We start from the raw sequence: 25,594 nt of genomic DNA, 5'->3' as shown, positions 1-25,594 counted from the left end.
TCACGCCTTGCTTTCCGACTGGGCCTTGGCTGCCTTTTCCGCCCGCTCCTTCTCCGCCGCCTCACGCAGCTGCGGATGCTTGGAATAGAGGTACTTCTGCTGTGCCAGCGTCAGGATGTTGGAGGTGTTCCAGTACAGCAGCAGCCCGGCTGCGAAAGGCGACATCACGAACATCATCACCCACGGCATGATCGAGAAGACCTGCTGCTGCACCGGGTCCATCGCCGCCGGATTGAGGCGGAAGGTGAGCCACATGGTGAAGCCCAGCAGCAGCGCGAGCGGGCCGAGAGCAAGCATGCCCGGCACCTCGAACGGAAGCATGCCGAACAGGTTGAGGATATGCGCCGGGTCGGGCGCGGACAGGTCCCTGATCCAGAAAATGAACGGCTGGTGGCGCATCTCGATCGCGAGGATCAGCACCTTGTATAGCGCGAAGAACACTGGAATCTGCAGCAGCATCGGCAGGCATCCGGCAACCGGATTGACACCGCGTTCCTTGAACAGCTTCTGCATTTCCTGCTGCTGGGTGACCTTGTCGTCCTTGTGCTTCTCCTGCAGCTTTTTCATTTCCGGCTGGATCGCCTTCATGCTCGCCATGCTGGAGAAGCCCTTCTGCGCGATCGGGAACATCAGACCGCGCACGATGCAGGTCAGCAGGATGATCGCGACGCCGAAATTGCCGACGACCGAGAAGATCTGGCGCAGCAACCACAGGATCGGCTTCTCGAACCAGCGGAACCAGCCCCAGTCGATCGCCAGACCGAACTGCGCGATGCCGGCATCCTGATAGGCGTCGAGAACGCCGCTTTCCTTCGCGCCCGCGAACAGCCGCGAGGTGCGGGTGATCTGGCGACCAGGCTGCAGCGTCGCCGGATTGTAGATCAGGTCGGCGCGAAACAGATTGTCGCCGAGCGAGCGGAAACCGGTGTCAGGCGCGCTCCCGGCTTCGGGGATCAGCGCGCCCAGCCAGTAGATGTCGGTAAAGCCGAGCCATGCCGGGTCGGCCGCGCCGGAGACCACCTTCTGTTCGACCACGTCGTCGTAGTCCGGCCCATAGTCGACCGTGCCGCCGAAGGTGCCGATCGGCCCGGAATGCGAAATCCAGGTGCTCTTGCTCGCGGTCAGGCTGGTGCGGGTAATGGTCGCGAAGGGGGAGACGACCACCGGCGCGTCGCCGGTATTGGCAACGGTCTGCTCCGCGGTGATCATGTAGTTGTCGTCGATCGACAGGCGGATGCGGAAGCGCTGGCCCTGCGCATTGTCCCACCTGAGATCAATCGGGGTGTCGGGCGTCAGCGCCTCGCCGCTCGCCTGCCACACGGTGTCCGCACCAGGCACCTGCGTGCCCTCGCCCACGAAGCCGAACTGCGCAAAGTTCTGGATCGGCGTGCCGGCGGGCGCGAACAGCTGCACCGGGCCGCTATCCTTGTCGACCGTCGCGCGGTGATCCTTGAGCTCGATATCGTCGATCTTCGCGCCGACGAGGTTGATCGACCCTTCCACACGCGGCGCATCGATCGCGACGCGGTTGCCCGCACTCAGCGCTTCGTCGAGATCGACCGCTTCATCGATCGCGGCTGCGGCGATGGCGGGATTTTGCGCCGTGTCCTGCGTAACGCGCTGTTCCGCCGTCGTCGCCCGGTCGACCTGCTCGGTCTCCGGCGGGGTCGGATAGTAATAGGTGACCGCGGCTTCGTAGCCGAGAATCAGGATGCCGCACAGCACCACGGCGAGGATGAGATTGCGCTGGTTGTCCAAGAACTGCGGTCCTGCTGGTAATCGTAACGCGAAAGGGAGCGGGGTTGGGCCTTGGCCCTAGGGCACCGGGTCCGGGCCGTGGCCACCCCATGGATGACAGCGCATTATACGCTTGAAGCCCAGCCATCCACCCTTGATTGGCCCATGCTTCTCGATCGCCTCGATCGCATATTGGGAACAGCTGGGCTGGAACCGGCAGGAGGGCGGCAGGATCGCGCTGGGGCCAAGCTGCCAGCCGCGGATCAGCAGCACCATGACACGTCTGACCGGCTTCATTTCGTACGCTTCCTGCGCGGCGGACGCCCGCGCTGCCCTTCGCCGCGCGCAGCCTTTTCGAGTGCGCCGACCAGTTCGCTGGAAAGCTTAGCGAAATCGCGTTCCACCCCGCCATCGCGGCCGATCAGCACATGATCGTGATCGGGCAGGCCGTGTTCGGGCAGATGGGCCCACAGCAGCTCGCGAAAGCGGCGCTTCATCCGGTTGCGCACGACCGCGTTGCCGATCTTCTTGGTCACGGTGATGCCGTAGCGCATCCCGCGCCCCTCGTTGGGGCGCACCAGCAGCACGAAACCGCGCGCGGGCACGCGCAGACCGCGATTCGCCGCGAGGAAATCCGCGCGGGCGGTCAACACATCCTGGCTGGTTACACGCGTGCTCATGGAACCCGGAAAGGCAAACGGGCCCCCGATCGGGAGCCCGCAAGCTTGAGCGTCAGGCACGAGAGCCCTCGCTCGCGTAAAAACCGAATCGGCTTACGCGCAAAGCTTCTTGCGGCCACGCTTGCGGCGTGCGGCGAGAACCTTGCGGCCGCCGGTGGTCGCCTTGCGCGCGAAAAAGCCGTGGCGACGCGCACGAACGAGATTGCTGGGCTGGAAAGTCCGCTTCATGATACCCTCGAGAAAACTGGATCGACCAACCGCGCGAGGCGCGAATCGGTCTCAGGTGCCTCCGACCCGAAAGGCCGGAACTTCAAGCGCGCGCCACTAAGGGATCGCGGCGGTCACGTCAAGATAGGCGATGCGTGGTGCCACCTCCGGCGCGTTGTCGTTCGCGGCCGCACCGATCGTGCGCGCGAGCCACCCGCGCATGTCCTGAGCATCGAGCCAGCGGGCCCGGGCGTTGGGTACCGAATTGGTCATCGCGTAGAAACTGCGCGCGCCCTCATCGCTCATCCCCATTTCGCGGTAATAGTCGAGGTAATAGCGGTGCTCTGGTGCCCCGGCGGCAAAGTCGCGCGCCTCGCGCCCGCGATTGTCGCGCCAGGAATGGACCGCGAAGCGTGCGCCATCCTCGACCTCGCGCCGGACGCCGGCGAGGAACAGCTCGACCGCGCCCGAGCGGACCGATCCGCCTGCGGGCACCCGCGTGGTCAACCCCGCCTCACGGATCATCCGCCCGACTTCCAGATTGGCGCGGTCGTTCTCCGTCCCCGGTGCCTCCACCAGGTCGAGCGTGCGCAGCCCCGGATACGCGTTCAGCAATGCGGCGAACTGGCCCGGTGTCGCCGCATTGGTGGTGCCCACCAGAACCGCGCGCGAAGGGTCGACCACGCGGAACGGGCCGAACGCGGCGATCGCGCTGGGCGCGCGAGCCCGGAAAGACGAAATCGCGCGATCGGCGATGGCGTATTCCAGCCGCGGCTCGTCGACGAAATCTTCGGCGTAGAGGAATTCGGGCGCCGCATCGTCCTCGTAGAAGCGCGGATCGCTCTCCTCGATCCACTCTTCCGTTTCCGTCACCTGAATCACCCAGCTCTCGGCCTGCAAGGGGGAAGGGAGCAGGCCGAGAGACGCGATCAGTGCGGGTATGAGGGGGATTTGCCAACGCACCGGCAAATTCTTGCCGCCCGTCGCGTTACCATTGCCCTCGTGAAAATGGTTGCCACGCCGCTAACCCTTTCAGGGTTCGCGCAAGATTGCCAACTCGACAAGCCAGCGGCGAAGCGGCAGACATTGCGGGGCTGGCCGCGTGGCGGTCGCTCTTGGGGGAGGGCCTGCTTGTGGTCGCGCTGGTGCGCACGGTCGCCTATCTCGGGCTCGAAGCCCGCAGCGTCGAGGTGCAGTGCCAGCTCGCCTCGGGCCTGCCGCGCTTCAGCGTCGTGGGCCTGCCGGACAAGGCAGTGAGCGAGAGCCGCGAGCGGGTGCAGGCCGCGCTCGCCGCGATGGGCCTCGCGCTCCCACCCAAGCGGATCACGGTGAACCTCTCGCCCGCCGACCTGCCCAAGGACGGATCGCATTACGACCTGCCGATCGCGCTCGCGCTGCTCGGCGCGATGGGCGTGGTCGATCGCGAGCAGCTGACCGATTTCGTTGCGGTGGGCGAACTCGCGCTGGATGGCCGCATCGTCGGCTCGCCCGGCGTGCTGCTCGCCGCGATGCATGCGAGCGAGGCCGAGTGCGGGCTGATCTGCCCCGCCGTGCAGGGCGCGGAGGCCCGCTGGGCAAGCGGCATCCCGGTGATCGCCGCGCCCGATCTGGTCAGCCTGCTCGGCCATCTGAAGGGCACCCAACAACTCTCCGCGCCGCAGCTTGGCGAGGTCGAAGAGGCGGTGCCCGGGCCCGATCTCAAACAGGTGAAGGGGCAGGAGACTGCGAAGCGCGCGCTGGAGATCGCGGCGGCGGGGGGCCACAACCTGCTGATGAGCGGGCCGCCGGGAGCGGGTAAGAGCCTGCTCGCCGCGTGCCTGCCCGGCATCCTTCCTCCGCTCACGCCAGCCGAGGCGCTGGAGGTGAGCATGGTGCAGTCGGTCGCCGGGCTGCTGGAGGGCGGGCGGATCAGCCGCTCGCGACCGTTTCGCGCGCCGCACCATTCGGCGAGCATGGCGGCGCTGACCGGTGGCGGGCTGAAAGTGCGGCCCGGCGAGGTCTCCCTCGCGCATCTGGGCGTACTGTTCCTCGACGAACTGCCCGAATTCCACGGTATGGCGGAGCTATTGCACCAAAATATCCTAATGAATGATAACAGGTTTTCCGTTACCAAGCGAGTCCATGACAACCTCAGACACGTTTCCAGAACTAGCCGCAACTGATCGCCCGAATGTCTTATCAGGCCTGATGACGAAGCGAAGCGAGATAGCAGGCCTCGTCGAGGGACTGCAGGACCGGTTACGAGAAGCACTGATCAATCTCGATCACATCGACCAGACGATCCTGCTTTTCGACCCTGAGGCTGATCTCGCGGAAGTGAAGGCGAAGCCGCTGCCTCCGCGTCACGTTGCCTTCAAGGGCCAGGTTACACGCTCAATCCTGCATATGCTCCGAACCACTGGTGAAGCGCTGGATAGCAAGGCGATCACGCTCCGTCTGATGGCTGAACGTGAACTCAATGCGGCCGACACCAAATTGCTCAAGACGATTCAGAAGAGGGTGGGAGCCGCCTTGCGAAATATGCGAGATCGCGGTCTCGTCTCATCCGAGCGCGGCAATGAAGGCTTGCTTGTGTGGTCGCTGAATCCCCAGTGACCTATTCACCGAGGCATATCCCAACCCCACAAGGTCAATCATTGTCCTTGATCAGCCTCTCGAGCTTGGGCTTGTCGATATTCACTCCTAGGGGCTTCACGACATCTTGAGCCGCTTCCAGCATCACCGTCCGGTTTTCCTTGTCCCAATGGGCCCAGAACAGGCGCGAAAGGTAGTGGCTCGCGATTGTGTATCGCAGGAAGCTCGCGCGCGGCAGATCCCTCATGCTTTCCTTCAGGAACTTTTTGCCATTCTTAGGCATGAGGTCGACCATCCAGGACGCCTTGATCAGCCTCTCAAGCTTGCCCTCGACCTCTGACTTGTCGACGCTCATATAGAGGGCAGGATGTCGAGCCTGCTCTGCCAGGTAGCCGAATATCTGACGAATGGGCTGTGCCAGTATGGCATATTCCATCACGTCGATGATGCTCTCAACGAACTTGCGTCGGTCGGCAATATCGTCGGGGAATTCTTTGGCGTTCAGCGCTTCGTCGGTGGTCAGATCTTCCTTCATTTTGCCAAAGTCGAGCTCGAGGTTGATCCGGCTCCATTCGTCGAGAGCCACGGCCGCGCCATCGACCACTTTCGCGCTAAGATCGCGCTTCTCCTTGGCCTCGAGATGCTCGGCTCCTTGTCCCAATAGCACCACTGCCCGAGTCCAAGCAGCGCCCAAGCGATCGAGGTGCTCGTAGCGGGCGCTCATCGCATCGTCGTCATCGTCAGCAAACTGCTTGCCGGCTTCCTCGCGGACCTGCTCTGAAACGTCGAGCATCTGCTGCTTCTGTTCAGCATTTCGGGATCCTTCGCGAACCGCCTTGGCAGCGTTTTTCAGTCGTTCGCGCATCCTGTCGGTCGCTTCGGTCCGCCTTATCGCGATTGGCGATATATCCTCGGAAAGCATGATATTCTCGCCGGGGTTGCGTTCCTTCAGCTCGTCTGTTGCCGCTTTGAGCGTATCGATGACCGCCTGCACGATTTCGTTGGACGCCCCGATTTCGGCATATAGTTCGAACGCCCGGTAATCGAATGGCTCGACCATCTGGAAGTAGCGCGCGGCCAGATCGGGGTGGTCGTGCAGCTCTTCGGCCAGCAAGTAAGATTCGATGAACGGGAGCGAGATCCGCGCTCGTCCTTGCTCGAAGTGCATGATCCCATTGTCGACGAAATCGTTGATGAACTGCAACGGCTTGATCTGGAAATCATGCTTGTCTGCGAAATCCTTGGCGAACGCGACCAGTGCCGATTCGTCGAAGCTCCGCTTCTCGAGCCTCATCTCGACGACCAGCTTGCGCAAGAAGCGTTCGCGGGTTGTGCGACCGAGACTAACGTCTGCCTGGTCGCCCGCTACGAGGAATGTGAGGAAGCCTACGACGGCCAGCTGGATCAATTCGGAGCGACGATTGGCATTAAGGAGAGCCGTGAGCGTCTCTTTTGGAATTCCAGCGAAGTAGGTGGGATGGGCATCGAGGCGGAAGCTGTCGAAAGTCCTGTATAGCCGGTTGGCAATAACTTCGGATTCTTGGCTGCCCATCTCGAAATTCTTTTCGAGAAAGAATGCGATCTCCAAGAAGGAGACCTTACCGGAATCATACGGAGCAGCGGCAGAGCGATTCATGAACGAGGTCTCGCCGATCAAGGCGTCGTCACCACGGCTCACGAAGATGAATCGGGCATCGGGATATGCGTCGCACTGCTCCAGGATTGTGTCGATCCGGTGCTTCGAAGAAAACGGCATATTCTCCACGATGAAGACCAGTTTCACGCCATCGGTCTGCGCCAATTTTGTCAACTCTACGGGCGTGGCATTTTCAAAGGTATCCTTCTTCCCGCGGATAGCTTCGCCATCAATAACGATCGGGATGACTTGTCGATCGTCGATCTCACAGGTGAGCAGGTCTGAGGCGATTACCCAAGGAAGGCTCTGATCGGGGTAAGAGCGCGGAATGTTGATCAGCGTGCGTTCGCGCGATTTGAGGACCTCGCGGACATCAATCGCTTCTTGTTGCGATTCCACCGGGTCACCAGCTTGCGGCGTCTTGCGAATGCGGGGAACGGGCAGTCGATAGCCTTTCTCCTGCAATTTGTATTCCGGCGATAGACGTCGAAGTGTTTCGTCGATCTCAGTTTCGATCGCCTGCATAACCTGCTTCAACGGGACATCAGCTTGATCGTCCTCTCCGAAGTCCAGCAAATCATCGCCACCGCCCCGCAGATCGAGGAGGGCACGCTGAAAGTAGGGATTGCTCGTGATGTTAAGATGAAGAAAGCTTGCGGCGTTGGCCGCAGCCATCTTCCTCACAGCTCCCTTGGTCGCGTTCTCGAGCTTGGTTTTGTTGCCATCCGCGTAGTCGGAAATTCCTCGAATAGTCATCGCCGGCTTGTCGTCGCGATACTTCGCCTGTGAGAACACACCGCCAGATTCAGTTTCGATTGCGAGAAGGGCGCGCTCTATGCCCTTGAGCTTCTTGTTATAGAGCGCGCTCTTGTCGACCATTCCGCAGACGATTGTGCCATCCTTGGTCTTAGTCTTCCCGACCCTTTCAGTGGTATCACCGTGGCTGGGAACCTCATTTGGAATGTCTTTCGCGGCGATGGCTTCACGCGCCTGCTGCCATGCGTCGTAAACCGGGATCAATTTCGGCTGAGTCCGCATGAAGTTGAATGCCTGCGTGAAGCGCGTCGGCGTCGAGTAGTGCGTGGGAGAGAATTCGATATCGAGGGCCTTGCCTTCGTCGATGTCCACTACCTTGTTGTTGTCGAGCACGTCGGCGATGTGGCCACTGTAGCAGATGTCCGCGAGGTCGAGGTCATTGCTGATGCCACCTGCAATTCCGAGGCAGACTGTCAGTCCGATGTCGAAGCGCTCATGCAGGTATTGTGCTGCATTTGTCGCATTGCGGTTTCCCATCGATTGCTGCTGAATGACGATCATTCGCACTTCAGCGCACCCACTGTCGACGACGTGGCACCATACCGTGTCGGTTCCCCTGTCTTCGATTGGGGGAAATTGGTTGATCATCTGGAGCAGCTCGTCTTCCAACGGGACGACAAGGCCAATGTCGAAATAATCGCGCTTATTCAGTGAGTCGTTCATCAGGCATCCCTATCCACCGTTCACGGTGTAGGCAATTGTTCTATCAATGTTCTATAGTGGAAAGGTCAGGCCGCGTCCCTGTCCTCATTGGCCAGACGGCGCGCACGTCTAAAGAAATGCCGTGTGATCTGCTCTCGAACCTTCGGGTCAGTGAGCATGGCGCTCTTCATTTCGTTATCTCGCTGGAACGACCGAACCGAGCCGCGGAAGAACATCTCGGCGAATGCCTTGTAGACGACGTCCTCGGGATTGTTGCGGAGCATCTCCACGAGATCATCGTTCATGATTTCCTCGTTGACCGCTTCGTAGCGCACGAAGTCTGCGTCGGTGAAGTCGGTCCCGTGACGCTCGTTGAATGATGACACGATCTCGGAAAGAGAGCGCTGCTCTTCTTCGGTATAGGGCTTCGCCCCAAACTCGCTGATAGGGCTGAGTTGCGCCCCTGCGTCGGGCGCGAGCGAAGCGGACCCCTTTTCCTTCTCCTTCAGGGTCACGGCCTGCAGCCGCACCATGTCGTCGGTAATCTCGATATCTGCCGGCATCTCTCGATTTGGCAGCAACCGGTGGAGCCAGGTGCAGTAAGAGTAGAGCTTTTCAAGGTCAGTGTCGCCGAGAGCCATGATTTGGCTGAGGAAGCTGTAGAAGCGCAGGTAGCTCTTCACGACCTGCCTGAATTCTTCCTGCTCTTCCTCGTCTTCCGTCTCGAAGCGCATGACCGCGAGCCGGACAATGCCTTCGAGCTTTGCACGGTCATGACCATCTAGCTCCGACCGGTAATAGATTTCGGCGAACCGCTCGACTTCGTCATCGTGGATGATGCCGAAATCGTGCATCTGGCGTTCGAGCGTGTAGATCTGGTTGGGATCCGAGTTCGCCTCCAAGCTGGTCTCACCATAAAAGGGCTCGAATGCCGTCTGGATATCCTCGATCGTGTTCTGGAAATCCAGAACGTAGGTTCGCCGCTTTTCGGGATAGATCCGGTTGAGACGAGACAGGGTCTGCACTGCCTGTAGACCCGCGAGCTTCCGGTCGAGATACATGGCTACGAGCTTGGGCTGATCAAAGCCGGTCTGATATTTCTCGGCGACGATGAGCACTTGATATTGGTCGCCATCGAATCGCTTGGGTAGTTCCGCTTCGGCGAACCCGTTCAGTTCTGCTTCGGTGTAGGTTTCCCCATCGATGCGCAGCGGCCCCGAGAAGGCGACGAGTGCCTTGAGGTCGTCGTATCCATTGGCGTCGATGTAACCTTGCAGGCGCCTGTAGTAGTTGTAGGCGTGCTCGCGGCTTTGCGTGACGATCATGGCCTTACCCTGGCCATCCAGTTCGCGCGCTACGTGGCGGCGGAAGTGTTCGACAATAACCTCCACCTTCTGGTCGATGGCTGCCGGGTGCAAGGATGCGAACCGTGCGATGCGTCGCCGGCTCCGCTTCGTGTCGAGGTCGGGATCGTCCTCGATGGCCTTTTCCAACTGGTAATATGCCTTGTAGGTCATGTAATTCTGGAGAACGTCGAGGATGAAGCCCTCCTCGATCGCTTGCTTCATCGAGTAGAGATGGAACGGCTCGGGGGTGCCGTTTTCGCCCTTGCGCCCAAAGCGCTCCAGTGTGGCTGTCCGGGGCGTTGCGGTGAAGGCGAAATAGCTGATGTTCGGCTGTGGGCCGCGGGCGTCTTGGTAGGCTGCAACAAGGTCCTCGAAGGTCTCTGCTGTGCGCTCCTCGTCGCGCGACAGCGCCTCCGACATCGCTTGAGCACTCTTGCCAGACTGGCTGCCATGGGCTTCGTCGATGATGACGGCGAACTTCCGACCCGCTTGGCCTGTGATGGTGCTCAGATGTTCAGTTGAGAACTTCTGGATGGTGGTCACAATGATACGGGCACCGCTGTCGAGCGCGGCTTTGAGCTGCTTTGACGTGCCATCAATGATCTTCACCACCCCGGGCGTCTGTGCGAGTTTCTGGACGGTGCTCTGGAGCTGACGGTCGAGGACGAGACGATCGCTGACGATAATCGCGGTATCGAACAAGGGAGCGTCGTCGTCATCGTGCAGCGTGATGATGCGATGCGCGGTCCAGGCGATGGTGTTCGTCTTGCCTGATCCCGCCGAATGCTGGACCAGGTAATTACGACCGGTGCCGTGCTGACGCGCATCGGCCATAATCCGCCGGACGGCATCGAGCTGCTGAAAGCGCGGGAAGATCATCGTCTCGCGTTTGTCCAGCGATCCGTCTGGCAGAAACACTTCCTCGGTCTCGAGATGCAGAAGATTGCCGATGATATCGAGCAGCACTTCGCGCGAGAGCACGGCGCGCCCTTCGGGCTGGTCGGCCCACATGTAAGCGGTGCGTTGCTCGTCCTTGATGTCAGGGTTTCCTGCGCCTTTGTCGCGCCCACGGTTGAACGGGAGGAAGCGGGTCTTTCCGTTCATGAGTCTGGTCGTCATCGACACGTTGCAGGTATCCATCGCGAAGTGAACGAGTGCGCCACGCTTAAAGGTCAGCAGTGGCTCGTTGGCAGGCGAGCGATCCTTGCGATACTGCTTCTCAGCGTGGCGGAAAGTGGAACCGGTAAGCTCGTTTTTCAGCTCGAAGGTTACCACCGGAATCCCGTTGACGAAGGCCACTACGTCGATCGCGTTCTCGTTGCGCCGGCTGTAGTGAACTTGGCGTGTGACTGAGAGGATGTTGGCTTCGTAACGGCGTTGCAGAGCCGGATTGACGTTCGAGGCAGGCTGGAAAGCACACAGGACGAACTTGATCCCCGGCACGATTTTGATGCCTTGACGCAATACCGGTAGGGTCCCGGAGCGCTTCAGATTGGCCGCGACTTGGGTCAGAAATTCCTTTTCGGCCGAACTGCCGTAATGGCTCTCCAGCTTCTCCCATTCGGACGGCTGGGTTGACTTCACGAACTCGACGGTGAGTTGCGGATCAAGAGCTAGATCGCGGTCGTAGTCAGCGTCGGTCCGCAGACGATAGCCCTGATGCTCTACGAGCTCGTCGACCATGTGGTGTTCAAGCACATCCTCGAGGTGGACCTGCGACGCTTTATGGGGTTTTTTCATTGTTGCGAATTCCCTTCAGCGCTGATGATTGCTTCGTCTTCGCTATCAAGCTTGCCTCCGCTGATTTCCTCGATGACGGTAGAGGCCTTTCGAACCCATAAGGAATGAAGGAGTGAACCGGGCAGTGCGACTTGCGCGGCGCGATTTCCTCCGACGATGGAAATCAGATCGTCACATTCATCGATGCCGACTCTGATACGATCGGTGATGGACCGTTGTTCATCACGAGGTGGAACGCTGATCCAGTCATTCGGAAAGTCTGCAAAGGAGATCGATTGACGGACACCGCTTCCAAGCGAGTAGTAGTATTTGCAGAGGTCAAGCGCGTAGAGGAAGTAATACCAGTATTCGGAGAGGTCGGACTCCCGACATGTTACCGCGTCATACGCCGATGTGATAATTCCTCGCTCAGTGACCAGCCCTTGCCTCAGGCTCTTTTTGTCGTTCTGAAAGTCAGTCAATCGAAGGATTATGTCGCCTGGCTCGACGATCTGATACCCTTCGTATGACTCCGGAACGAGACCTTCGCTGCTTTCGATATCGCGGCGCACGATCCGTCCATAGCTAAGTGACAGCAGGTTTTTTTCGACCATACCAGCGTTGAGATTACCCTTCTTTAACCGAAGGACATGTTTAACCTTGGTGATTTCCCAATGGGCTGGAGGCGCTTCGCCAAATACGGTCTCTTGCAACGTCATTTTGAGATCACCTTCGTCAAAAGTTGCGCGAGGCTGTCTTCCAGTGCTGCTATGTTGGCATTCACGTCTGAAAGGGCCGGCGGCCGTTCGAATTTGGCAAACAACGTGTTGTAGGGAACGGAATAGCCGAGGCGGCCAACCTTCTTGTCAGTCCGATCGATGTATTTCGTGTCAACCCACGCGCCCGGAGCGAATGGCTCGACCTCCTCAGCGAAAAACTCTTCCCATTTTCTATCAACCGGCACGCGCTCGAAGTATTGCAGCAGCTTATCGGGCTCAGGTTTTCCTTTACTGTCGCGGATGATTTCCGCCTCTGGATCAAGCGTGCCAAAGGAATCTTCGATCGCGGATCTAAGGGGAGCGGTAATCTTGAATTCCTTATCAGTCGCCGCGCCTGCCACCTTCGCATGAAAGGCATTCCCATCCGACCATGATTTGCCGAAGATTGGATCGCTGAGGATACTGATTAGCAGATCCTTTTCGAGCTGCTCTAATTGGGAAAAGGGCTTTGTTTCAGAAAGGCGAGCCATGCCATCTTCATCAACGCTGAAGCGCCTTCTCTTTGGCTGCTGAATCCTGATCAGCCGGTAGGCGAACGAGCTCACCGGGAATACCTCGGCGAAGCTACTGCCTTTTCCAGAGAAGCCATCGGCGAAAGCGTTGACTATCTTTGATCTGGCCTCATCGGTGATAAAATTAGCCTTGTCGCCGAGGCTTTTTCTAAGTGGCTGGAAGAAATCTTCTGAAGATGCATCGATGATAAGCACCTTATTTTTTTGAAAATCCGGTTTGCGATTGTTCAATATCCAGATGAAGGTCTGGATGCCAGTATTGTAGAAAAGATCAGGGGGAAGAGCTATTATCGCGGTCACATAGTCACTTTCGAAGAGCCAACGCCTAATTTCGCTCTCTCCAGAACCTGCGTCGCCCGTCCCCATCGGAGCGCCATTCATAACGATTCCGATCTGCGAACCCTGCTCGTCGTCACGCATCTTGGAGATCATGTGTTGCAAGAACAGAAGTTGACCGTCCGAGATGCGCGGCAGGCCGGCACCAAAGCGGCCTTCGTCGCCCAACTCCTTCCATTCCGCCTTGACCGCGTCGGCTGATGCCTTCCAGTCAACGCCGTAGGGCGGGTTCGACATCATCCAGTGAAAGCGTTGGCCGCGGTGCTGATCGTTGGCGAGCGTGTCTCCGAAAGCAATCTGCTCAGAGCCTGTCTTCAAAAGTAGTTGGGAGATATCAGCTGGTTGCGCTTGACGCGCTGGTGCATCGCTGATTCCGGGGTTTCGCCAGAAACGACCGAGGAATAAGCGATGTGGACCGATACCTCCCGGCAGCAGCATAGCCGCCCGGGTCTACGTTATCCAAGCGATTTGCGCGATGCCGAGTGGGCCTTGATCGAGCCTCTGTTGCCGCCCGCGAAACCTGGCGGCAGGCCGCGCTGCGCCGACCTGCGCGAGGTGATGAACGCGATCCTCTATCTGGCAACAAGCGGTTGCCAATGGCGGATGCTGCCCAAGGATTTCCCTCCGCTCTCGACGGTTCAACGCTATTTCTATGCCTGGCGCGACAGCGGCCTATGGCAGACGATCAATCACCTGCTGGTGATGGCTGCGCGCCAGATCGAAGGGCGCGAGGCCAGCCCCAGCGCCGGGGTGATCGATAGCCAGAGCGTCAAGACCACCGAGAGTGGCGGCCCACGGGGCTACGATGCGGGCAAGAAGATCATGGGACGCAAGCGTCACATCATCACCGATACGCTCGGACTGATGTTGTTCGTCACCATCCACGCTGCCAGCATTCAGGATCGCGACGGGGCGGTCGATCTCATCAAGGCAATCCGCTACCGCTTCCCGTGGCTGCGCCACCTCTTCGCCGATGGGGGCTACGCAGGCGACAAGCTCATCGGCGCGCTTCAAGGGCATGGGCAATGGACGCTCGAGATCGTGCGCCGCTGCGACACCGCCAGGGGCTTTGTTCTGCTCCCGCGCCGCTGGGTGGTCGAGCGCACCTTCGCCTGGCTCGGCAGATGTCGACGGCTCGCAAAGGACTGGGAAAGAACTATCGAAAGTTCCACCGCATGGACTACCATCGCCCACATCCGCCGCCTCACCCGCCTCATCGCAAGCCACTGCCAGATCGCATAAACTTCTGAGTCAGGCTCTCAGGGTCGTGCCCGGTCACCAACATATCGGAGCGGCAGATCGCATAGGACTCTTTGTTCTGTTCCTGACCGTAGAGTTCGACCCGCACCCCTTCGTTGATTGCTTTAATTTCTGCTTCGGCGATCGACAGGATCCCGCCTGTGCCACAGGCTGGGTCATAGACGGTGCGGATAAGTCCGCGGCCAGTCAGAGCCTTGTCATTGGCGATGAGCAAGTCGACGATTAGGTGGACGACTTCACGCGGCGTAAAATGCTCACCAGCCGTCTCGTTGGACTGCTCCGAGAAGCGGCGTATCAGTTCCTCGAATGCGTAACCCATCTCAAGGTTGGAAACTTCGTTCGGGCTAAGGTCGACGTCAGTGAACTGTTCGAATACTTCCCACAAGATGTCGTGATCTTTCAGTTCCTTGAGCTGCTCGAGGAACTTGAACTTGTCGATGAAGATGTCACGCATGTTGGCTGAGAAGCCAGTGATGTAAGCGATGAGGTTGTCGTGAAGGTCGGAGGGGTTCTGTCCCTTGATCCTGGCGAAAGTAAGCGGAGATAAGTTGTAGACTTTCCCGGCGTTCGCGACGTCGAAGAGCAGCAGGTCGCGCGTATCCTCGTCAATGCCTTCGGGCAGTGTGTCAGCCATCTCGATCGTGGCTTCCTGGGTCTCAGCGAGGAGGCAGTCGAGGCGTCGCAGCACGAAGAAAGGCAGGATCACCTTGCCGTAATCATGTGCCTTGAATTTGCCTCTGAGAGTATCCGCGGTGTTCCAGATGAAGTTGGCGAGTTCGCGGACCTTATTGTTCTGCATGGAAGATTTCCCCTGTTTAGGGGGGCTTATAGGATGCGTGTTGCGTGACAGCCAAGCGGAGGATGGCGCGCGGCCGCGGGCAGCGGCGCGAGTATTGGGAGCCATGGAGCTAATCCTTCAGAGTTGTTGGGGAGTTGGCGGCATGCGGAATGCCTGTGATTCACCGAATCTTAGCCGGACTGCGTCATGCGGGGGCCAATGAGAGAAACACTTTTAGAGGACCGGGAATGGATGCGGGGCCATCCCAAAACGGTCATATTCATCATCTTATTGATCTTGGTGTTCGGTTGGTTGTTTGTTCAAGGAACGATCGAAACGTCAGCGGCATATGATCGGATGACCGCATCACCTCACACGGAACTGGACCAGCCTTCAAGAACTCTGGAAGCCGATGGGGATGAAGGCGAGGTAGATAAAGGCCGCGAAGCCTATATTCGTTATGATGCCTCCCAAGATGGCGTCGTTCTCCCGATATCGCGTGAGGAGCGGCTTGCCACCAAAGAGAACCCAGCCGATCAGGAGGGGACCGAATATGAGTCCGACGACCATAGACACACTTGCCAAGATCCTCCGATGGATACGGGATATTCCGATCTTTGTGCTCAATGGGCGAGCGTCGCTGCTTCCCGTTATGGAAACCGGATCGGAGCTGAAAACTACAGGGTCTCCTCTTTCGCGGCCCTTATTAGTGCTTTGGCCTTCGTCGCTACCGTCTTGGCCGTATCCATTGCTGCTGTGGCCGCGCGCGACGCCAGCAGAGCGGTAAGCTTGATGAAGGAAGGCATGCTGCCGCTGCTTACCGTGCGTCCTGCCGGAAGCATCGAAAGTGGTAAGCTGAGGCTGATCAATGCTGGCACGGGCGTAGCCACCAATATCGCCTTGAAAATTGGCGGGGACGATCTCCCCCTCAGACGATCCGTTCTTCAGGCCGGAGAAGAACTTTCTGTTACCAGTCAGAGCATCGTGCCCGCCGACGGGAGCTTGAATGTGGCGCTGCACTACAAGGATGGGTCCGGGCAATGCCGCGACCGAGCCGAGGCGTTCCGCGTTGAAGACGGGAGTTGGGTCCAGATCTCCTGACACGGTTTCTGGCAAGAGCGAAAACAAGGCCAGCGCTATAATCCCAATTACATTTTCCATCATCTATCTCCTTCCGATGGTCACCCACCGTCGGGATCCAGAGATGTGGCCCTAGTGGGCGTTAATCGTTGTCGTTGATACCGAGTGCTCTCAGCACGTCGTGATTGCGGTCGTTCTCGCGTCGCGGTCCTGATGTCTGCCAGTAGCCGGCGAAAGTGCGCGAGGGCGGTAGGCCCATTGCAGCGCGGATGAGCTTCTCGACCTTGGCCCGGTCATCGAGACGTCGGTTCTCTTCGCGCCAGGCACCATCTGCGGCGTAGAAATCGAGGTAGTCTCCAGCAATGTGGTGGTGGACGCCGATCTCGGCTCTACGCATGCGGGAGAAAGCACTTTCGGCGCCGTTGGTATGGACACCTTCGTCGGTGCAGTATTCTTCCTTGTGGTTCACTCGCTCGAGCTGATGGCTGGCATAAAGCGGCTCCCAACCCGAGCCCTCGTCGGCAAGGATTAGGGCGGTGCGGTCAACGCTCTCGGTGATCCAGGAGACAGCCTGACGTTCGCTTTTGAAAGTCCGGGTTAGGAGACGACCTTGGCCGCCTCTCTCGCGAAGGAGGACAACACACTGCCGTTTACGCCCGTTGAGGGGAATACGCCGCCGATCGATCCGCTCGTCCTTTTTGTTGGCCTGCTTGAGGTAGCCCCCGAAGTAGGCACCATCGATCTCCACCTCGCCGACGAGCTGAACGTCTTCCTGGTCGAGGAACATCACCTCGCGCAGCTTGTCGGTCAGCACCCAGACAGTCTTATAGTCGTGATCGTAGTCGTGGGAGAGCCAGATCGAGGCCGCTCCCTTGGCATGGACCGCCATGGCGCGGACGATGAGCATAAGCTCGAGATAGCTTATGCGCTTATGCGCGAACATCGTCCCGCTGGTGATCGAGAAGAACTTGTAGCACTCCGAGTTCGCGCATTTGAATCGGTTCTGGGACTTGATGTTGTAGGTTCGCCGCGAACCGCAGTCAGGACAGACAGGATTTCCGTCAGGCCATCTGGCTCGCAAGAAGAAATCTCTACAGCCCTCTTCGCCCATTCTGAAAACATCGTGGATGCTTAGCGTGCGGCTGGCAGGATTCTTGAGCCAGTGCTGCCCCTGCTTCTTACGCTTGAATGGTTTGGTTGCACGCGTGGCCATTGAAGTGTCATATACGACACCCAGCGGCCAATTTCAATCAGAAAGTGTCGTATATGACACCTGAGTTGCCGAGTTCGCATCCCGCTTCTATAATTGGCATATGACAAGGACGCATGAAGACGATTGGGAGCAGTTGGCCCGCAACCTGGTTCGGGGTCAGCTAATGACGCGTGGGATGTCCTATGCCTCGCTGCGGGATGCTCTGGCCGAGATCGGCGTCGAGGACACCGAAGGGGCAATCAAGAGCAAGATGAGCCGCGGTAAGTTTAGCGCCGTGTTCTTCCTGCAGTGTATGACGGCAATGGGAGTCGATTGGCTGCAGATCCCAGGGGCACCCGATGGATCCGGCGCATTCGCGATCGGCAAGCATGGTGCGCAGGCCTTGGCGAAAAAACCAGCAAGCGAAAATTGAGGGGCGGGCATGCCCGCGAAAATTTTAAGGGTGGGCTCGCCCACCCTTAAAATGCGCTCCCCATAGGTTGGTCTTTATCCGATTCGGACAGCGCTTTTTCTTTATGGATCAGCTCTCTATCTCAGATTTGGTGCAATAGCTCCACCATACCGGAATTCCAGCGCCCGGTGCTCGATTCACTCCGCCAGCCGCTTGAGACGGGCAAGGTCGACGTGGCGCGCGCCAATGCGCATGTCAGCTTCCCCGCGAGAGTCCAGCTGATTGCGGCGATGAACCCGTGCCGCTGCGGCCATCTGGGCGACCCTTCGCTCGCCTGCAGCCGCGCGCCCAAGTGCGCCGCCGATTACCAGAGCAAGGTCAGCGGGCCGATGCTCGACCGGATCGATCTGCATGTCGAGGTCGAGCCGGTCAGCGCCGCCGACCTCGCGCTGCCGCCCCCTGCCGAGGGGAGCGCCGAGGTCGCAGCGCGGGTCGCGGCGGCTCGCGCGGTGCAGGGCAGGCGCGGCGAAGAGGCCAGCGTGCGTACCAATGCCGAGCTCGACGGTGACATGCTGGAGCGCTTCGCCACGCCCGATGAGGCAGGCCGCGCGCTGCTGATGCAGGCGGCGGAGGCGATGCGGCTGTCCGCGCGATCCTATGTGCGGATGCTGCGGGTGGCGCGGACCATCGCCGACCTTTCGCACAGCAAACAGGTCGGCCGGGTCCATGTGGCCGAGGCGCTCAGCTATCGGCGGCAGGCACCGCGCGCCTAGCCTCCAGCCCGATCGCGGGAATGGGATTGCAAAGTTGCGGCCCGCCCCATAGCCCTCCCGCAAAAGACACAGGAGAGGGTGGACTATGAGGATGATCGGTTGGGCGGCATTGGCCGCAGCGTCTGTGACCGGGGTTGCGGCGCAGGCGCAGGACGATCTCGACGCGACCATCGTACGCACCGACTATGGCATTCCGCATGTGACTGCGGACAGCTGGGAGGGGATCGGCTACGGCGTCGCCTATGCCTATGCGCAGGACAACTTCTGCCTGCTGGCCGAGGAGTTCGTTACCATCCGGGGCGAACGCTCGATGTATTTCGGGCCGGAAGGCACGGTGCTCCACGGCTCTCAGGAGGTCGACAACCTCAGTTCCGACGTCTTCATGCGCTCCGTGATCGACCTGCCGCGCCTGCGCGCCGGCGCGGGTGCCCAGGGGCGCGAGGCGAACCTCCTCGCGGCGGGCTATGTCGCCGGGTACAACCGCTTCCTGCGTGACGCTGGCACCGAAGGCATCCCCGCCGAATGCCGGGGCAAGCCGTGGGTCAAGCCGATCACCAATGACGACATGCTGCGCCTGACCGAGAAGCAGATGCTGCTGGCGAGCGCGATGCCCTTCCTCCCCGCGATTGCCAACGCAGCGCCTCCGGGTGTGCCCGCGCAGGCCTCCGCGATGGACCTGCCCGAGCGAGAGGACATGGGCGTGGGCTCCAACGGCTGGGCCTTCGGCGGAGACGTGACGCAAGACGGGCGCGGCCTCGTGATCGGCAACCCGCACTTCCCGTGGCAGGGGCCCAACCGCTTCTGGCAGGTCCACGCCACCATCCCCGGCAAGCTGGACGTGATGGGCAGCACGCTGGCGGGCGGCCCGATCCCGACGCTGGGCTTCAACCGCGACATCGCGTGGACCCACACCGTCACCGCCGCGCGGCACTTCACGCTGTTCCAGCTCGCGCTCGATCCGGCGAACCCGACCCGGTACTTGGTCGACGGCAAGCCGATGGAGATGACCAAGCGCACCGTCAGCGTGCCGATGCCCGATGGGGCGGAGCCGGTGGAGCGCACGCTCTATTCGACCATCTACGGACCCCTCGTGGCGATGCCGCAGGTCGGTCTCGCGTGGACCGACACAATGGCCTTCTCGATGCGCGACGCGAACAGCGCCAACCAGCGCGCGCTGGGCACATGGGTGCGGATAGCGCAGGCGACCAATGTCGACGACGTGCGCAAGGCCGTGACCGAGACGCTGGGCATTCCCTGGGTCAACACGATCGTCGCCGACCGTTATGGCAATGCGCTGCACGCCGATGTCACTTCGGTGCCGAACGTGTCGGCGGAGAAGGTCGCGGAGTGCGCCACGCCCTTCTCCGGCCTCGTCGCCTCGCGCCTGACGCTGCTCGACGGCGCCCGGTCGGAGTGCAACTGGACCGTCACGAAGGGCACGCCCGTCCCCGGCCTGCTGCCCGCCAGCGAGCAGGCGATCCAGCAGCGCCGCGATTCGGTGACCAACAGCAACGACAGCTACTGGCTGAGCAATGCGAGCGCACCCAACAAGCGGCTCTCCCCCATCCTTGGCGCCTGGGGCGAGCCGGTGACGCTGCGCACCCGCGCCAACTTCCAGGAGACCGACGCGGTGCTGGCGATCGGCCCGCTGACCCGCGAGCGCGCGCAGGCGCTGGCCTTCTCCAACCGCAGCCTCGCGGCGGAGATGGTGGTCGACCCGCTGCTATCCATCTGCGAGGCAGAACCGGCGGCGAAGGCCGCGTGCGGCGTGCTCGCGGGGTGGGACCGCCGGGTCGAGATCGACAGCCGCGGCGCATTCCTCTTCACCAGCTTCTGGGACAAGGTGAGCAAGCGCCCCGACCTGTGGAGCACCCCGTTCGCCCCCGCCGACCCGGTCAACACCCCGCGCGATCTCAACACGCAAGGCGAGGCGGGCACCAAGCTGCTCGCCGCGCTGGTCGAGGCGGCGGGCGAGGTCGAGGCGAAGGGCATCGCGCTCGACGCGCCGTGGGGCGAGGTCCAGTTCGCACCGCGCAACGGCACGCGGATCCCGATCCATGGCGGACCGGGCGATGCGGGCATCCTCAACGTGCAGTATGCCAACCCGATCGAGGGCGGGATCACGCCGTTCCACGGAACCAGCTACATCCAGATCGTCGGCTTCGACGAGGACGGGCCGGTGGCCGACGCGATCCTGAGCTATTCGCAATCGACCAACCCCGCCTCTCCGCACTACGCGGACCAGACCGAGGCCTACGCGATCAAGGCATGGAACCGCCTGCCCTTCTCGGCAGAGGAGATCGAGGCCGCGCGGCAGGGCGACGTGCTGCGAATCGCGGAGTGAGCAAGACCTGTCGGGGCCGGCTGGAGGGTCGGCCCTGACACACCTGACACACAGTCCAGGGGGCGAAAACCTGCGGACCTTTTGAGGCGCATTTCCGGCGGCAGATCGACGGTGTGAAAGAGCGCCTTAGGGGCTAGCGCGATGGGCGCGTGTAGGACAGCCTTCGCAATAACCGGGCCGCAGTTTCGCGGCCAAAAACCCGGCCTCTTGCTAGTGATAGATGATCGCCTGTCTTTCGAGCAACATCGCAGGCTCTGGCGTGCCCTCCTCCCATGACACGCGCCACGACATGGCATCCCCGTCCGACGGCCCGAATTCGAACACCACTTTGTAGTCGCGAGCCGGTTCGACCGGCAGCCTCTGCCTGAAGCTCACGCGGCCCTCTTCGCTGATGATTTCGTAGCGCGCACTATCGAGATCGATCCTGAAGAGCGCGGCCAGCGGCAGGTTGGCCAGCGCGGCCCGCGGGTCGGTGCATGGAGGATCGTCGAGCGGCTTGCACACGATCTCGAATTCCAGCGGCGCGGCCCCCCTCGCGGCGCGCATCCTCTCGACCAGACGGCGATAGGCCGCGAGCCTCATCTCCGGCTCGGCCGGACTCATGCCCGGGCCCAGCGCAATGTAACCCTCGGTCAGGCGGCAGCTTTCCGCATCGGCGCGAGCGGCAGGAAAGACGACTGCTTCCAGCTGAGTTGCCTCGATCGAGCCTATCGTGAGATCGGTACCGCCACTGACCGTCCCCGGCGGCGGCTGGCCACCGCTCATCCGGACGGAATAGAGCGTCCTTTCGCACAGGTCCGGTTCGGTTGGGCGCGGAGCGGTCCGATAGTTTGCGACAAACACGTTGCCGGGGAGCCACACGCGGCGCACCGTGCCCTCGATCACGGTCGAGAGGATCTCTGGCGGCAGCAGACGATCGGCGATCGCCATCGCGTCGGCACGCTCGACATCCTGCAGCGCAATTGTCGGCTCGTCCTTGGCCGCACCACTCTGGGCCGGAACAAGACAGGCCATAATGCCGAGAAGAAGTCCGCGCTTCATGCATGGAGGGGAACACATTCCCCATCGGCCGACAAGCGAATTGAACGCGATAGCGTGCGCGACACCGGCTACGCCGTGCCTCCCTAGCCCCCCACCCCCTCCAGCGTCGCCCGCGCCTCGTGCGCGATCCGTTCGGCGATCTCGGCAAACATTGCTTCGAGCGGGGAGCCGCGGCGCCAGACGGCTGCGATCGATCGGCTGGCGGACCAGTCCTCCACCTCGATCCGGCGGACCGAGTTGTTCGCGCTCGCATCGGACAGCAGGTAGAGTTCGGGCAGCAGCGCCAGCCCCAGCCCGCTGGCGGCCATCTGGCAGATCGAATCGAGGCTGGTGCCCTCGTAATCGCCCAGCACCTGCGCGCCGAGCTCTTCCGCCGTGCGCATCACCTGCCGGTGGTGGTGGTGCCGCTTGTCCAGCCCCAGCAGCGCCGCGCCGGCGAGATCGGCGCGGGTGACGCTCGCCCGGTCGAACAGCGGATCGTCGGGCGGGGCGACCAGCACCAGCCGTTCGCGAAACAGCGGCTGAATCTCGATATCGTCGCCGGTCAGCGGCAGGGGGGCGAGCATCAGGTCGAGATGGCCGCGCCGCAGATCGTCCAGCTGCTCGTCCGGAATACCGTCGCGCACATGCATCCGCACATCGGGATAGGCGCGGTGCAGGCGCGAGATCACCACCGGCATCAGATAGGGGCCGAGCGTGGGCGTCACCCCGAAACGGATCGTGCCGACGAGCCCGCCCGAGGCTTGCGCGGCGAGCTTGCGGATATCGTCGACCCCGATCAGCACCTGCCGCGCACGCTCGACCACCTGTCGCCCCACCGGGGTCGGGATCGCGCCGGTCGAGGTGCGTTCGACCAGGTCGCACCCCAGCCGCACCTCAAGCTGCTTCACCTGCTGGCTCAGCGTCGGCTGGGTGACGTTGAGCGCATTGGCCGCGCGACCGAAATGGCCGTGATCGTCGAGCGCGACGAGATATTCGAGCTGGCGGAGCGAAACCATGCGGTGATAGATAGTGCCTATCGGATCGGCTCTGCAAATCAATTGGTATCAATTGCAGCGCGGCCCTAGGTTGTTTCCAGCATAAGGAGAGCAAGCATGAGCCAGCCACGCCTCGACAACCTGCGCCAGCGCCACCGCGCGCTGGATCGTCTGATCGACACCACCCGCGCGCTGGCGCGACAGGAAGAGGTCAAGCGGCTCAAGCGCCTGCGGCTCCGCCTGAAGGACAGGATCGCCGCGCTTTCGCAGCCCGATCGCACCACGGCCAAGGGATGAGCATTTCATGATCGTATCGGCAGCAGCCGCCCTGCGCGACTTCCTGAAGCAGGAAAGCGCGGGCGGCATCGTCCTCATCGCCGCCGCGGCGCTCGCGCTGCTGGCGGCGAACACCATGTTCTCGGGCAGCTATTTCGGCGCGCTCGACACCCCCGTCACCGTGGCGGTCGGCAGCTTCGCGATCGACAAGCCGCTGCTGCTGTGGATCAACGACGGGCTGATGGCGGTGTTCTTCTTCCTCGTCGGGCTGGAGGTGAAGCGCGAGGTGGTGGAAGGCCAGCTTTCGAGCTGGAACCAGGCCTCGCTCCCGCTGGTCGCGGCGATCGGCGGGATGGCGATGCCTGCGCTGATCTTCGTCGGCCTCAACATGGGCAGCCCGGCCAATATCTCCGGCTGGGCGATCCCTGCCGCGACCGACATCGCCTTCGCGCTGGGCATCCTCTCGCTGCTCGGCCCGCGGGTGCCGGTGGCGCTCAAGGCGCTGCTGCTGGCGATCGCGGTGATCGACGATATCGGCGCGATCACCATCATCGCGCTGTTCTATTCCGGCTCGATCGACACCGCGATGCTGGGCGGCGGCGCGCTGGCGCTGGCGGCGATGATCGTGCTCAACCGGTTCAAGGTCGGGTCGAGCATCCCCTACATCCTGCTCGCGATCGTGCTGTGGGTGTTCATCCTCAAGTCGGGCGTCCATGCCACGCTGGCCGGCGTCGCCGCAGCGATGACCATCCCGATGCGCGCACGCGACGGATCGCAGCCACTCGAGAGGATGGAGCACTTCCTGCACCCGTGGGTCGCCTTCCTGGTGATCCCGATCTTCGGCTTCGCCAATGCGGGCGTCTCGCTGGGCGGGCTGGAATTTGCCGACCTGCTCGCACCGCTGCCGCTGGGCATCGCGCTGGGCCTGCTGATCGGCAAGCAGATCGGCATCTTCGGCTTCGCCTTTATCGCGGTGAAGACCGGGCTGGCGCGCCTGCCGGAGAATGTCGGCTGGCGACAGGTCCACGGCGTATCGCTGCTCGCCGCGATCGGTTTCACCATGAGCCTGTTCATCGGCAACCTCGCCTTCGACAGCGCAGCACAGGTCGACGCGGTCAAGATCGGGGTGCTGGCCGGGTCCGTGATCGCCGCGCTGGCCGGGTTCTTCCTCCTCAAGGCGGGCCTGCCCGCTGCGGCAGAGACGCGGGAGGAACAGACCGCCCCCGCCTGATCCTTTCCCCTTCGCCCGGGTTCCCTCCCCGCACCCTCCCCCCGGGCGACGGTTTGCGCGTGGCAGGTCAGGCTTGACCTTGCCGCGCGCAGGCCGGACCACGGCGGGCATGACCAAACCCGTTACCCTGTGGGGCCTGCCACATTCCCTCTACACCGGCCGTGCGCGCAGCTATCTGCGCAAGCAGCGCATCGCCTATATCGAACGCCCGCCGACCCAGCCCGATTTTGCGGAGCGCATCCTCCCCGCGATTGGCCGCGCGATCATCCCGGTGGTGGAGCTGGCGGACGGCACGATCATCCAGGACACGGTCGACATCATCGACCATTTCGAGCGCGAGGGCACCGCGCATGGCCCGGTGCCGCACCCCGCTTACCCCGCCGACGCACGCCTGCTGGCGCTGGCGCATCTGTTCGAGATCTATGCCGTCGTCGGCCTGACCCGGCACGCGATGCATTATCGCTGGAGCTATCTGGGGGAGCAGGAGGCTTTCCTGCGCCACGCCTTCGCCACCGGCAGCGATACGAGCCGCGCCGAGGCGACGATGGGCCGGATGCACTCCTACCTGCCGATGCTGGGCGTCGATGCGGCGACGATTCCACAGATCGAGCGAAGCTATCACGAGCTGCTCGCCCATCTCGACCCGCATTTCGAGGACTACCCGTTCCTGCTGGGCGCGAGCCCGAGCATTGCCGATTATGCAATGTTCGGCCCGCTCTTCGCGCATCTGGGGCGCGATCCGGTGCCGCTCGCGATCATGCAGCGCGAGGCGCCGAACGTGTTCCGCTGGGTCGAGCGGATGCATGCGCCCGATCTCGACAGCGTGGACTATCCCACGCCCGCACCCGAGTTCCCCGATGGCGACCTGCCCGAAACACTTGCGCCGCTGCTCGCGCAGATCGGCCGCGAACTGATCCCCGACCTGACCGACCGGCTCGCCTTCCTGCGCGACTACGTGGCGCAGCATCAGCCCAAGGCCGGCGATCCGGTGACGGACAGGCCGCACCGCCGCGTGATCGGCACGGTCGAAACCTCGTTCCGCGGCGTGGCCTATACCGGCGGCGTGCAGCCTTACACCTTCTTCCTGTGGCAGCGGCTGATCGCGGCGGGTCGCCATCCCGCGGCCAAGGCGCTGTTCGCCGAACATGAGCTGTCCGACCTGATCGACATCGACCTGCCGATCCGCGTCGAACGTCGCGACCAGATCGAGGTGTGGGGCTGAAACGCGCCCGATAGTCCGCGCGGG

Annotated in this window: 21 protein-coding genes and 2 pseudogenes; 10 read left to right on the top strand and 13 right to left on the bottom strand. The window is 61.7% G+C overall.

The features are described 5' to 3' along the window. From yidC to VO57_003980, 5 genes are all read right to left on the bottom strand, one after another. Positions 1–1,758: a membrane protein insertase YidC gene (yidC, locus tag VO57_004000; GenBank protein ID XBL70515.1), complete on the bottom strand. Its 1,758-nt coding sequence runs from the start codon at positions 1,756–1,758 to the stop codon at positions 1–3. Between the two features lie 57 nt (positions 1,759–1,815). Beyond that, complete coding sequence (gene yidD / locus VO57_003995) at positions 1,816–2,034, bottom strand: membrane protein insertion efficiency factor YidD (GenBank protein XBL70514.1); 219 nt, start codon at positions 2,032–2,034, stop codon at positions 1,816–1,818. Continuing rightward, positions 2,031–2,417 (bottom strand): ribonuclease P protein component, encoded by a 387-nt coding sequence (rnpA, locus tag VO57_003990; protein ID XBL70513.1) that lies wholly within the window; start codon positions 2,415–2,417, stop codon positions 2,031–2,033. Before rnpA ends, yidD begins: the two co-directional genes overlap by 4 nt. 93 nt (positions 2,418–2,510) lie before the next feature. Further along, entirely contained in the window at positions 2,511–2,645 is a 135-nt protein-coding gene (gene rpmH / locus VO57_003985) for a 50S ribosomal protein L34 (protein ID XBL70512.1), read from the bottom strand. Between the two features lie 96 nt (positions 2,646–2,741). Continuing rightward, positions 2,742–3,587 carry an alpha/beta hydrolase gene (locus VO57_003980; GenBank protein ID XBL70511.1) on the bottom strand — a complete coding sequence of 282 codons (846 nt, stop codon included), beginning with the start codon at positions 3,585–3,587 and terminating at the stop codon, positions 2,742–2,744. Between the two features lie 170 nt (positions 3,588–3,757). On the opposite strand from VO57_003980, the pseudogene VO57_003975 reads away from it, so the two are divergent. Then, a pseudogene (locus tag VO57_003975) lies at positions 3,758–4,672 on the top strand (ATP-binding protein). Positions 4,673–4,811: 139 nt separating this feature from the next. Then, positions 4,812–5,219 (top strand): hypothetical protein, encoded by a 408-nt coding sequence (locus tag VO57_003970; protein ID XBL70510.1) that lies wholly within the window; start codon positions 4,812–4,814, stop codon positions 5,217–5,219. 34 nt (positions 5,220–5,253) lie between these two features. Here the strand turns inward: VO57_003970 and VO57_003965 are convergent, their stop codons facing one another. The 4 genes from VO57_003965 to VO57_003950 form a co-directional block, all read right to left on the bottom strand. Beyond that, a complete protein-coding gene (locus VO57_003965; protein ID XBL70509.1) occupies positions 5,254–8,313 on the bottom strand; it encodes a hypothetical protein in 3,060 nt (1,019 codons plus the stop codon). Between the two features lie 65 nt (positions 8,314–8,378). Then, the gene (locus VO57_003960; GenBank protein XBL70508.1) at positions 8,379–11,378 is read right to left on the bottom strand and encodes a type I restriction endonuclease; all 3,000 of its coding nucleotides are present in this window, start codon (positions 11,376–11,378) and stop codon (positions 8,379–8,381) included. Next, positions 11,375–12,076 (bottom strand): restriction endonuclease subunit S, encoded by a 702-nt coding sequence (locus VO57_003955; protein XBL70507.1) that lies wholly within the window; start codon positions 12,074–12,076, stop codon positions 11,375–11,377. The genes VO57_003960 and VO57_003955 overlap by 4 nt, the downstream gene beginning before the upstream one ends. Beyond that, positions 12,073–13,422: an N-6 DNA methylase gene (locus tag VO57_003950; protein XBL70506.1), complete on the bottom strand. Its 1,350-nt coding sequence runs from the start codon at positions 13,420–13,422 to the stop codon at positions 12,073–12,075. Before VO57_003950 ends, VO57_003955 begins: the two co-directional genes overlap by 4 nt. On the opposite strand from VO57_003950, the gene VO57_003945 reads away from it, so the two are divergent. After that, on the top strand, positions 13,393–14,226 hold the full coding sequence (locus VO57_003945; protein ID XBL70505.1) for an IS5 family transposase: 834 nt from the start codon (positions 13,393–13,395) through the stop codon (positions 14,224–14,226). The two genes, VO57_003950 and VO57_003945, sit on opposite strands and share 30 nt — an antisense overlap. On the opposite strand, the gene VO57_003940 is transcribed toward VO57_003945, so the two are convergent. Then, complete coding sequence (locus VO57_003940; GenBank protein ID XBL70504.1) at positions 14,198–15,148, bottom strand: type I restriction-modification system subunit M N-terminal domain-containing protein; 951 nt, start codon at positions 15,146–15,148, stop codon at positions 14,198–14,200. The two genes, VO57_003945 and VO57_003940, sit on opposite strands and share 29 nt — an antisense overlap. 93 nt (positions 15,149–15,241) lie before the next feature. Here VO57_003940 and VO57_003935 point away from each other — a divergent pair, with 93 nt between their 5' ends. Beyond that, positions 15,242–16,123 (top strand): hypothetical protein, encoded by an 882-nt coding sequence (locus VO57_003935; protein XBL70503.1) that lies wholly within the window; start codon positions 15,242–15,244, stop codon positions 16,121–16,123. 121 nt (positions 16,124–16,244) lie between these two features. Here the strand turns inward: VO57_003935 and VO57_003930 are convergent, their stop codons facing one another. Next, positions 16,245–17,315 carry an IS1595 family transposase gene (locus VO57_003930; GenBank protein ID XBL70502.1) on the bottom strand — a complete coding sequence of 357 codons (1,071 nt, stop codon included), beginning with the start codon at positions 17,313–17,315 and terminating at the stop codon, positions 16,245–16,247. 175 nt (positions 17,316–17,490) lie between these two features. Between VO57_003930 and VO57_003925 the strand changes: the two genes are divergently transcribed. The 3 genes and pseudogenes from VO57_003925 to VO57_003915 all read left to right on the top strand — a co-directional run bounded on the left by VO57_003925 (position 17,491) and on the right by VO57_003915 (position 20,823). Beyond that, positions 17,491–17,727, top strand: a complete 237-nt coding sequence (locus VO57_003925; protein XBL70501.1) for a DUF6471 domain-containing protein — start codon at positions 17,491–17,493, stop codon at positions 17,725–17,727. Positions 17,728–17,873: 146 nt separating this feature from the next. Continuing rightward, positions 17,874–18,479 (top strand): annotated as a pseudogene (locus VO57_003920) (ATP-binding protein). An 85-nt stretch (positions 18,480–18,564) separates the two neighbouring features. Next, a complete protein-coding gene (locus VO57_003915; GenBank protein ID XBL70500.1) occupies positions 18,565–20,823 on the top strand; it encodes a penicillin acylase family protein in 2,259 nt (752 codons plus the stop codon). Between the two features lie 210 nt (positions 20,824–21,033). Here VO57_003915 and VO57_003910 read toward each other — a convergent pair whose 3' ends face one another. Both VO57_003910 and VO57_003905 read right to left on the bottom strand, forming a co-directional pair. Further along, entirely contained in the window at positions 21,034–21,864 is an 831-nt protein-coding gene (locus VO57_003910) for a hypothetical protein (protein XBL70499.1), read from the bottom strand. Between the two features lie 83 nt (positions 21,865–21,947). Beyond that, positions 21,948–22,862, bottom strand: coding sequence for a hydrogen peroxide-inducible genes activator (locus tag VO57_003905; protein XBL70498.1), 915 nt, complete (start codon positions 22,860–22,862; stop codon positions 21,948–21,950). A gap of 96 nt (positions 22,863–22,958) precedes the next feature. Between VO57_003905 and VO57_003900 the strand changes: the two genes are divergently transcribed. The 3 genes from VO57_003900 (at position 22,959) to VO57_003890 (ending at position 25,570) form a co-directional block, all read left to right on the top strand. After that, on the top strand, positions 22,959–23,138 hold the full coding sequence (locus VO57_003900; GenBank protein XBL70497.1) for a DUF465 domain-containing protein: 180 nt from the start codon (positions 22,959–22,961) through the stop codon (positions 23,136–23,138). A 7-nt stretch (positions 23,139–23,145) separates the two neighbouring features. After that, positions 23,146–24,348 (top strand): Na+/H+ antiporter NhaA, encoded by a 1,203-nt coding sequence (gene nhaA, locus VO57_003895; protein ID XBL70496.1) that lies wholly within the window; start codon positions 23,146–23,148, stop codon positions 24,346–24,348. A 109-nt stretch (positions 24,349–24,457) separates the two neighbouring features. Continuing rightward, complete coding sequence (locus VO57_003890; GenBank protein XBL70495.1) at positions 24,458–25,570, top strand: glutathione S-transferase family protein; 1,113 nt, start codon at positions 24,458–24,460, stop codon at positions 25,568–25,570. Positions 25,571–25,594 lie beyond the last annotated feature (24 nt).

It is taken from the genome of Citromicrobium bathyomarinum (assembly GCA_001306305.2).
In the GTDB taxonomy this organism is placed as follows: Bacteria; Pseudomonadota; Alphaproteobacteria; order Sphingomonadales; family Sphingomonadaceae; genus Alteriqipengyuania; species Alteriqipengyuania bathyomarina.
The sequence above is the reverse complement of the archived record's forward strand: the minus strand, read 5'-3'. Positions and strand labels throughout refer to the sequence as shown.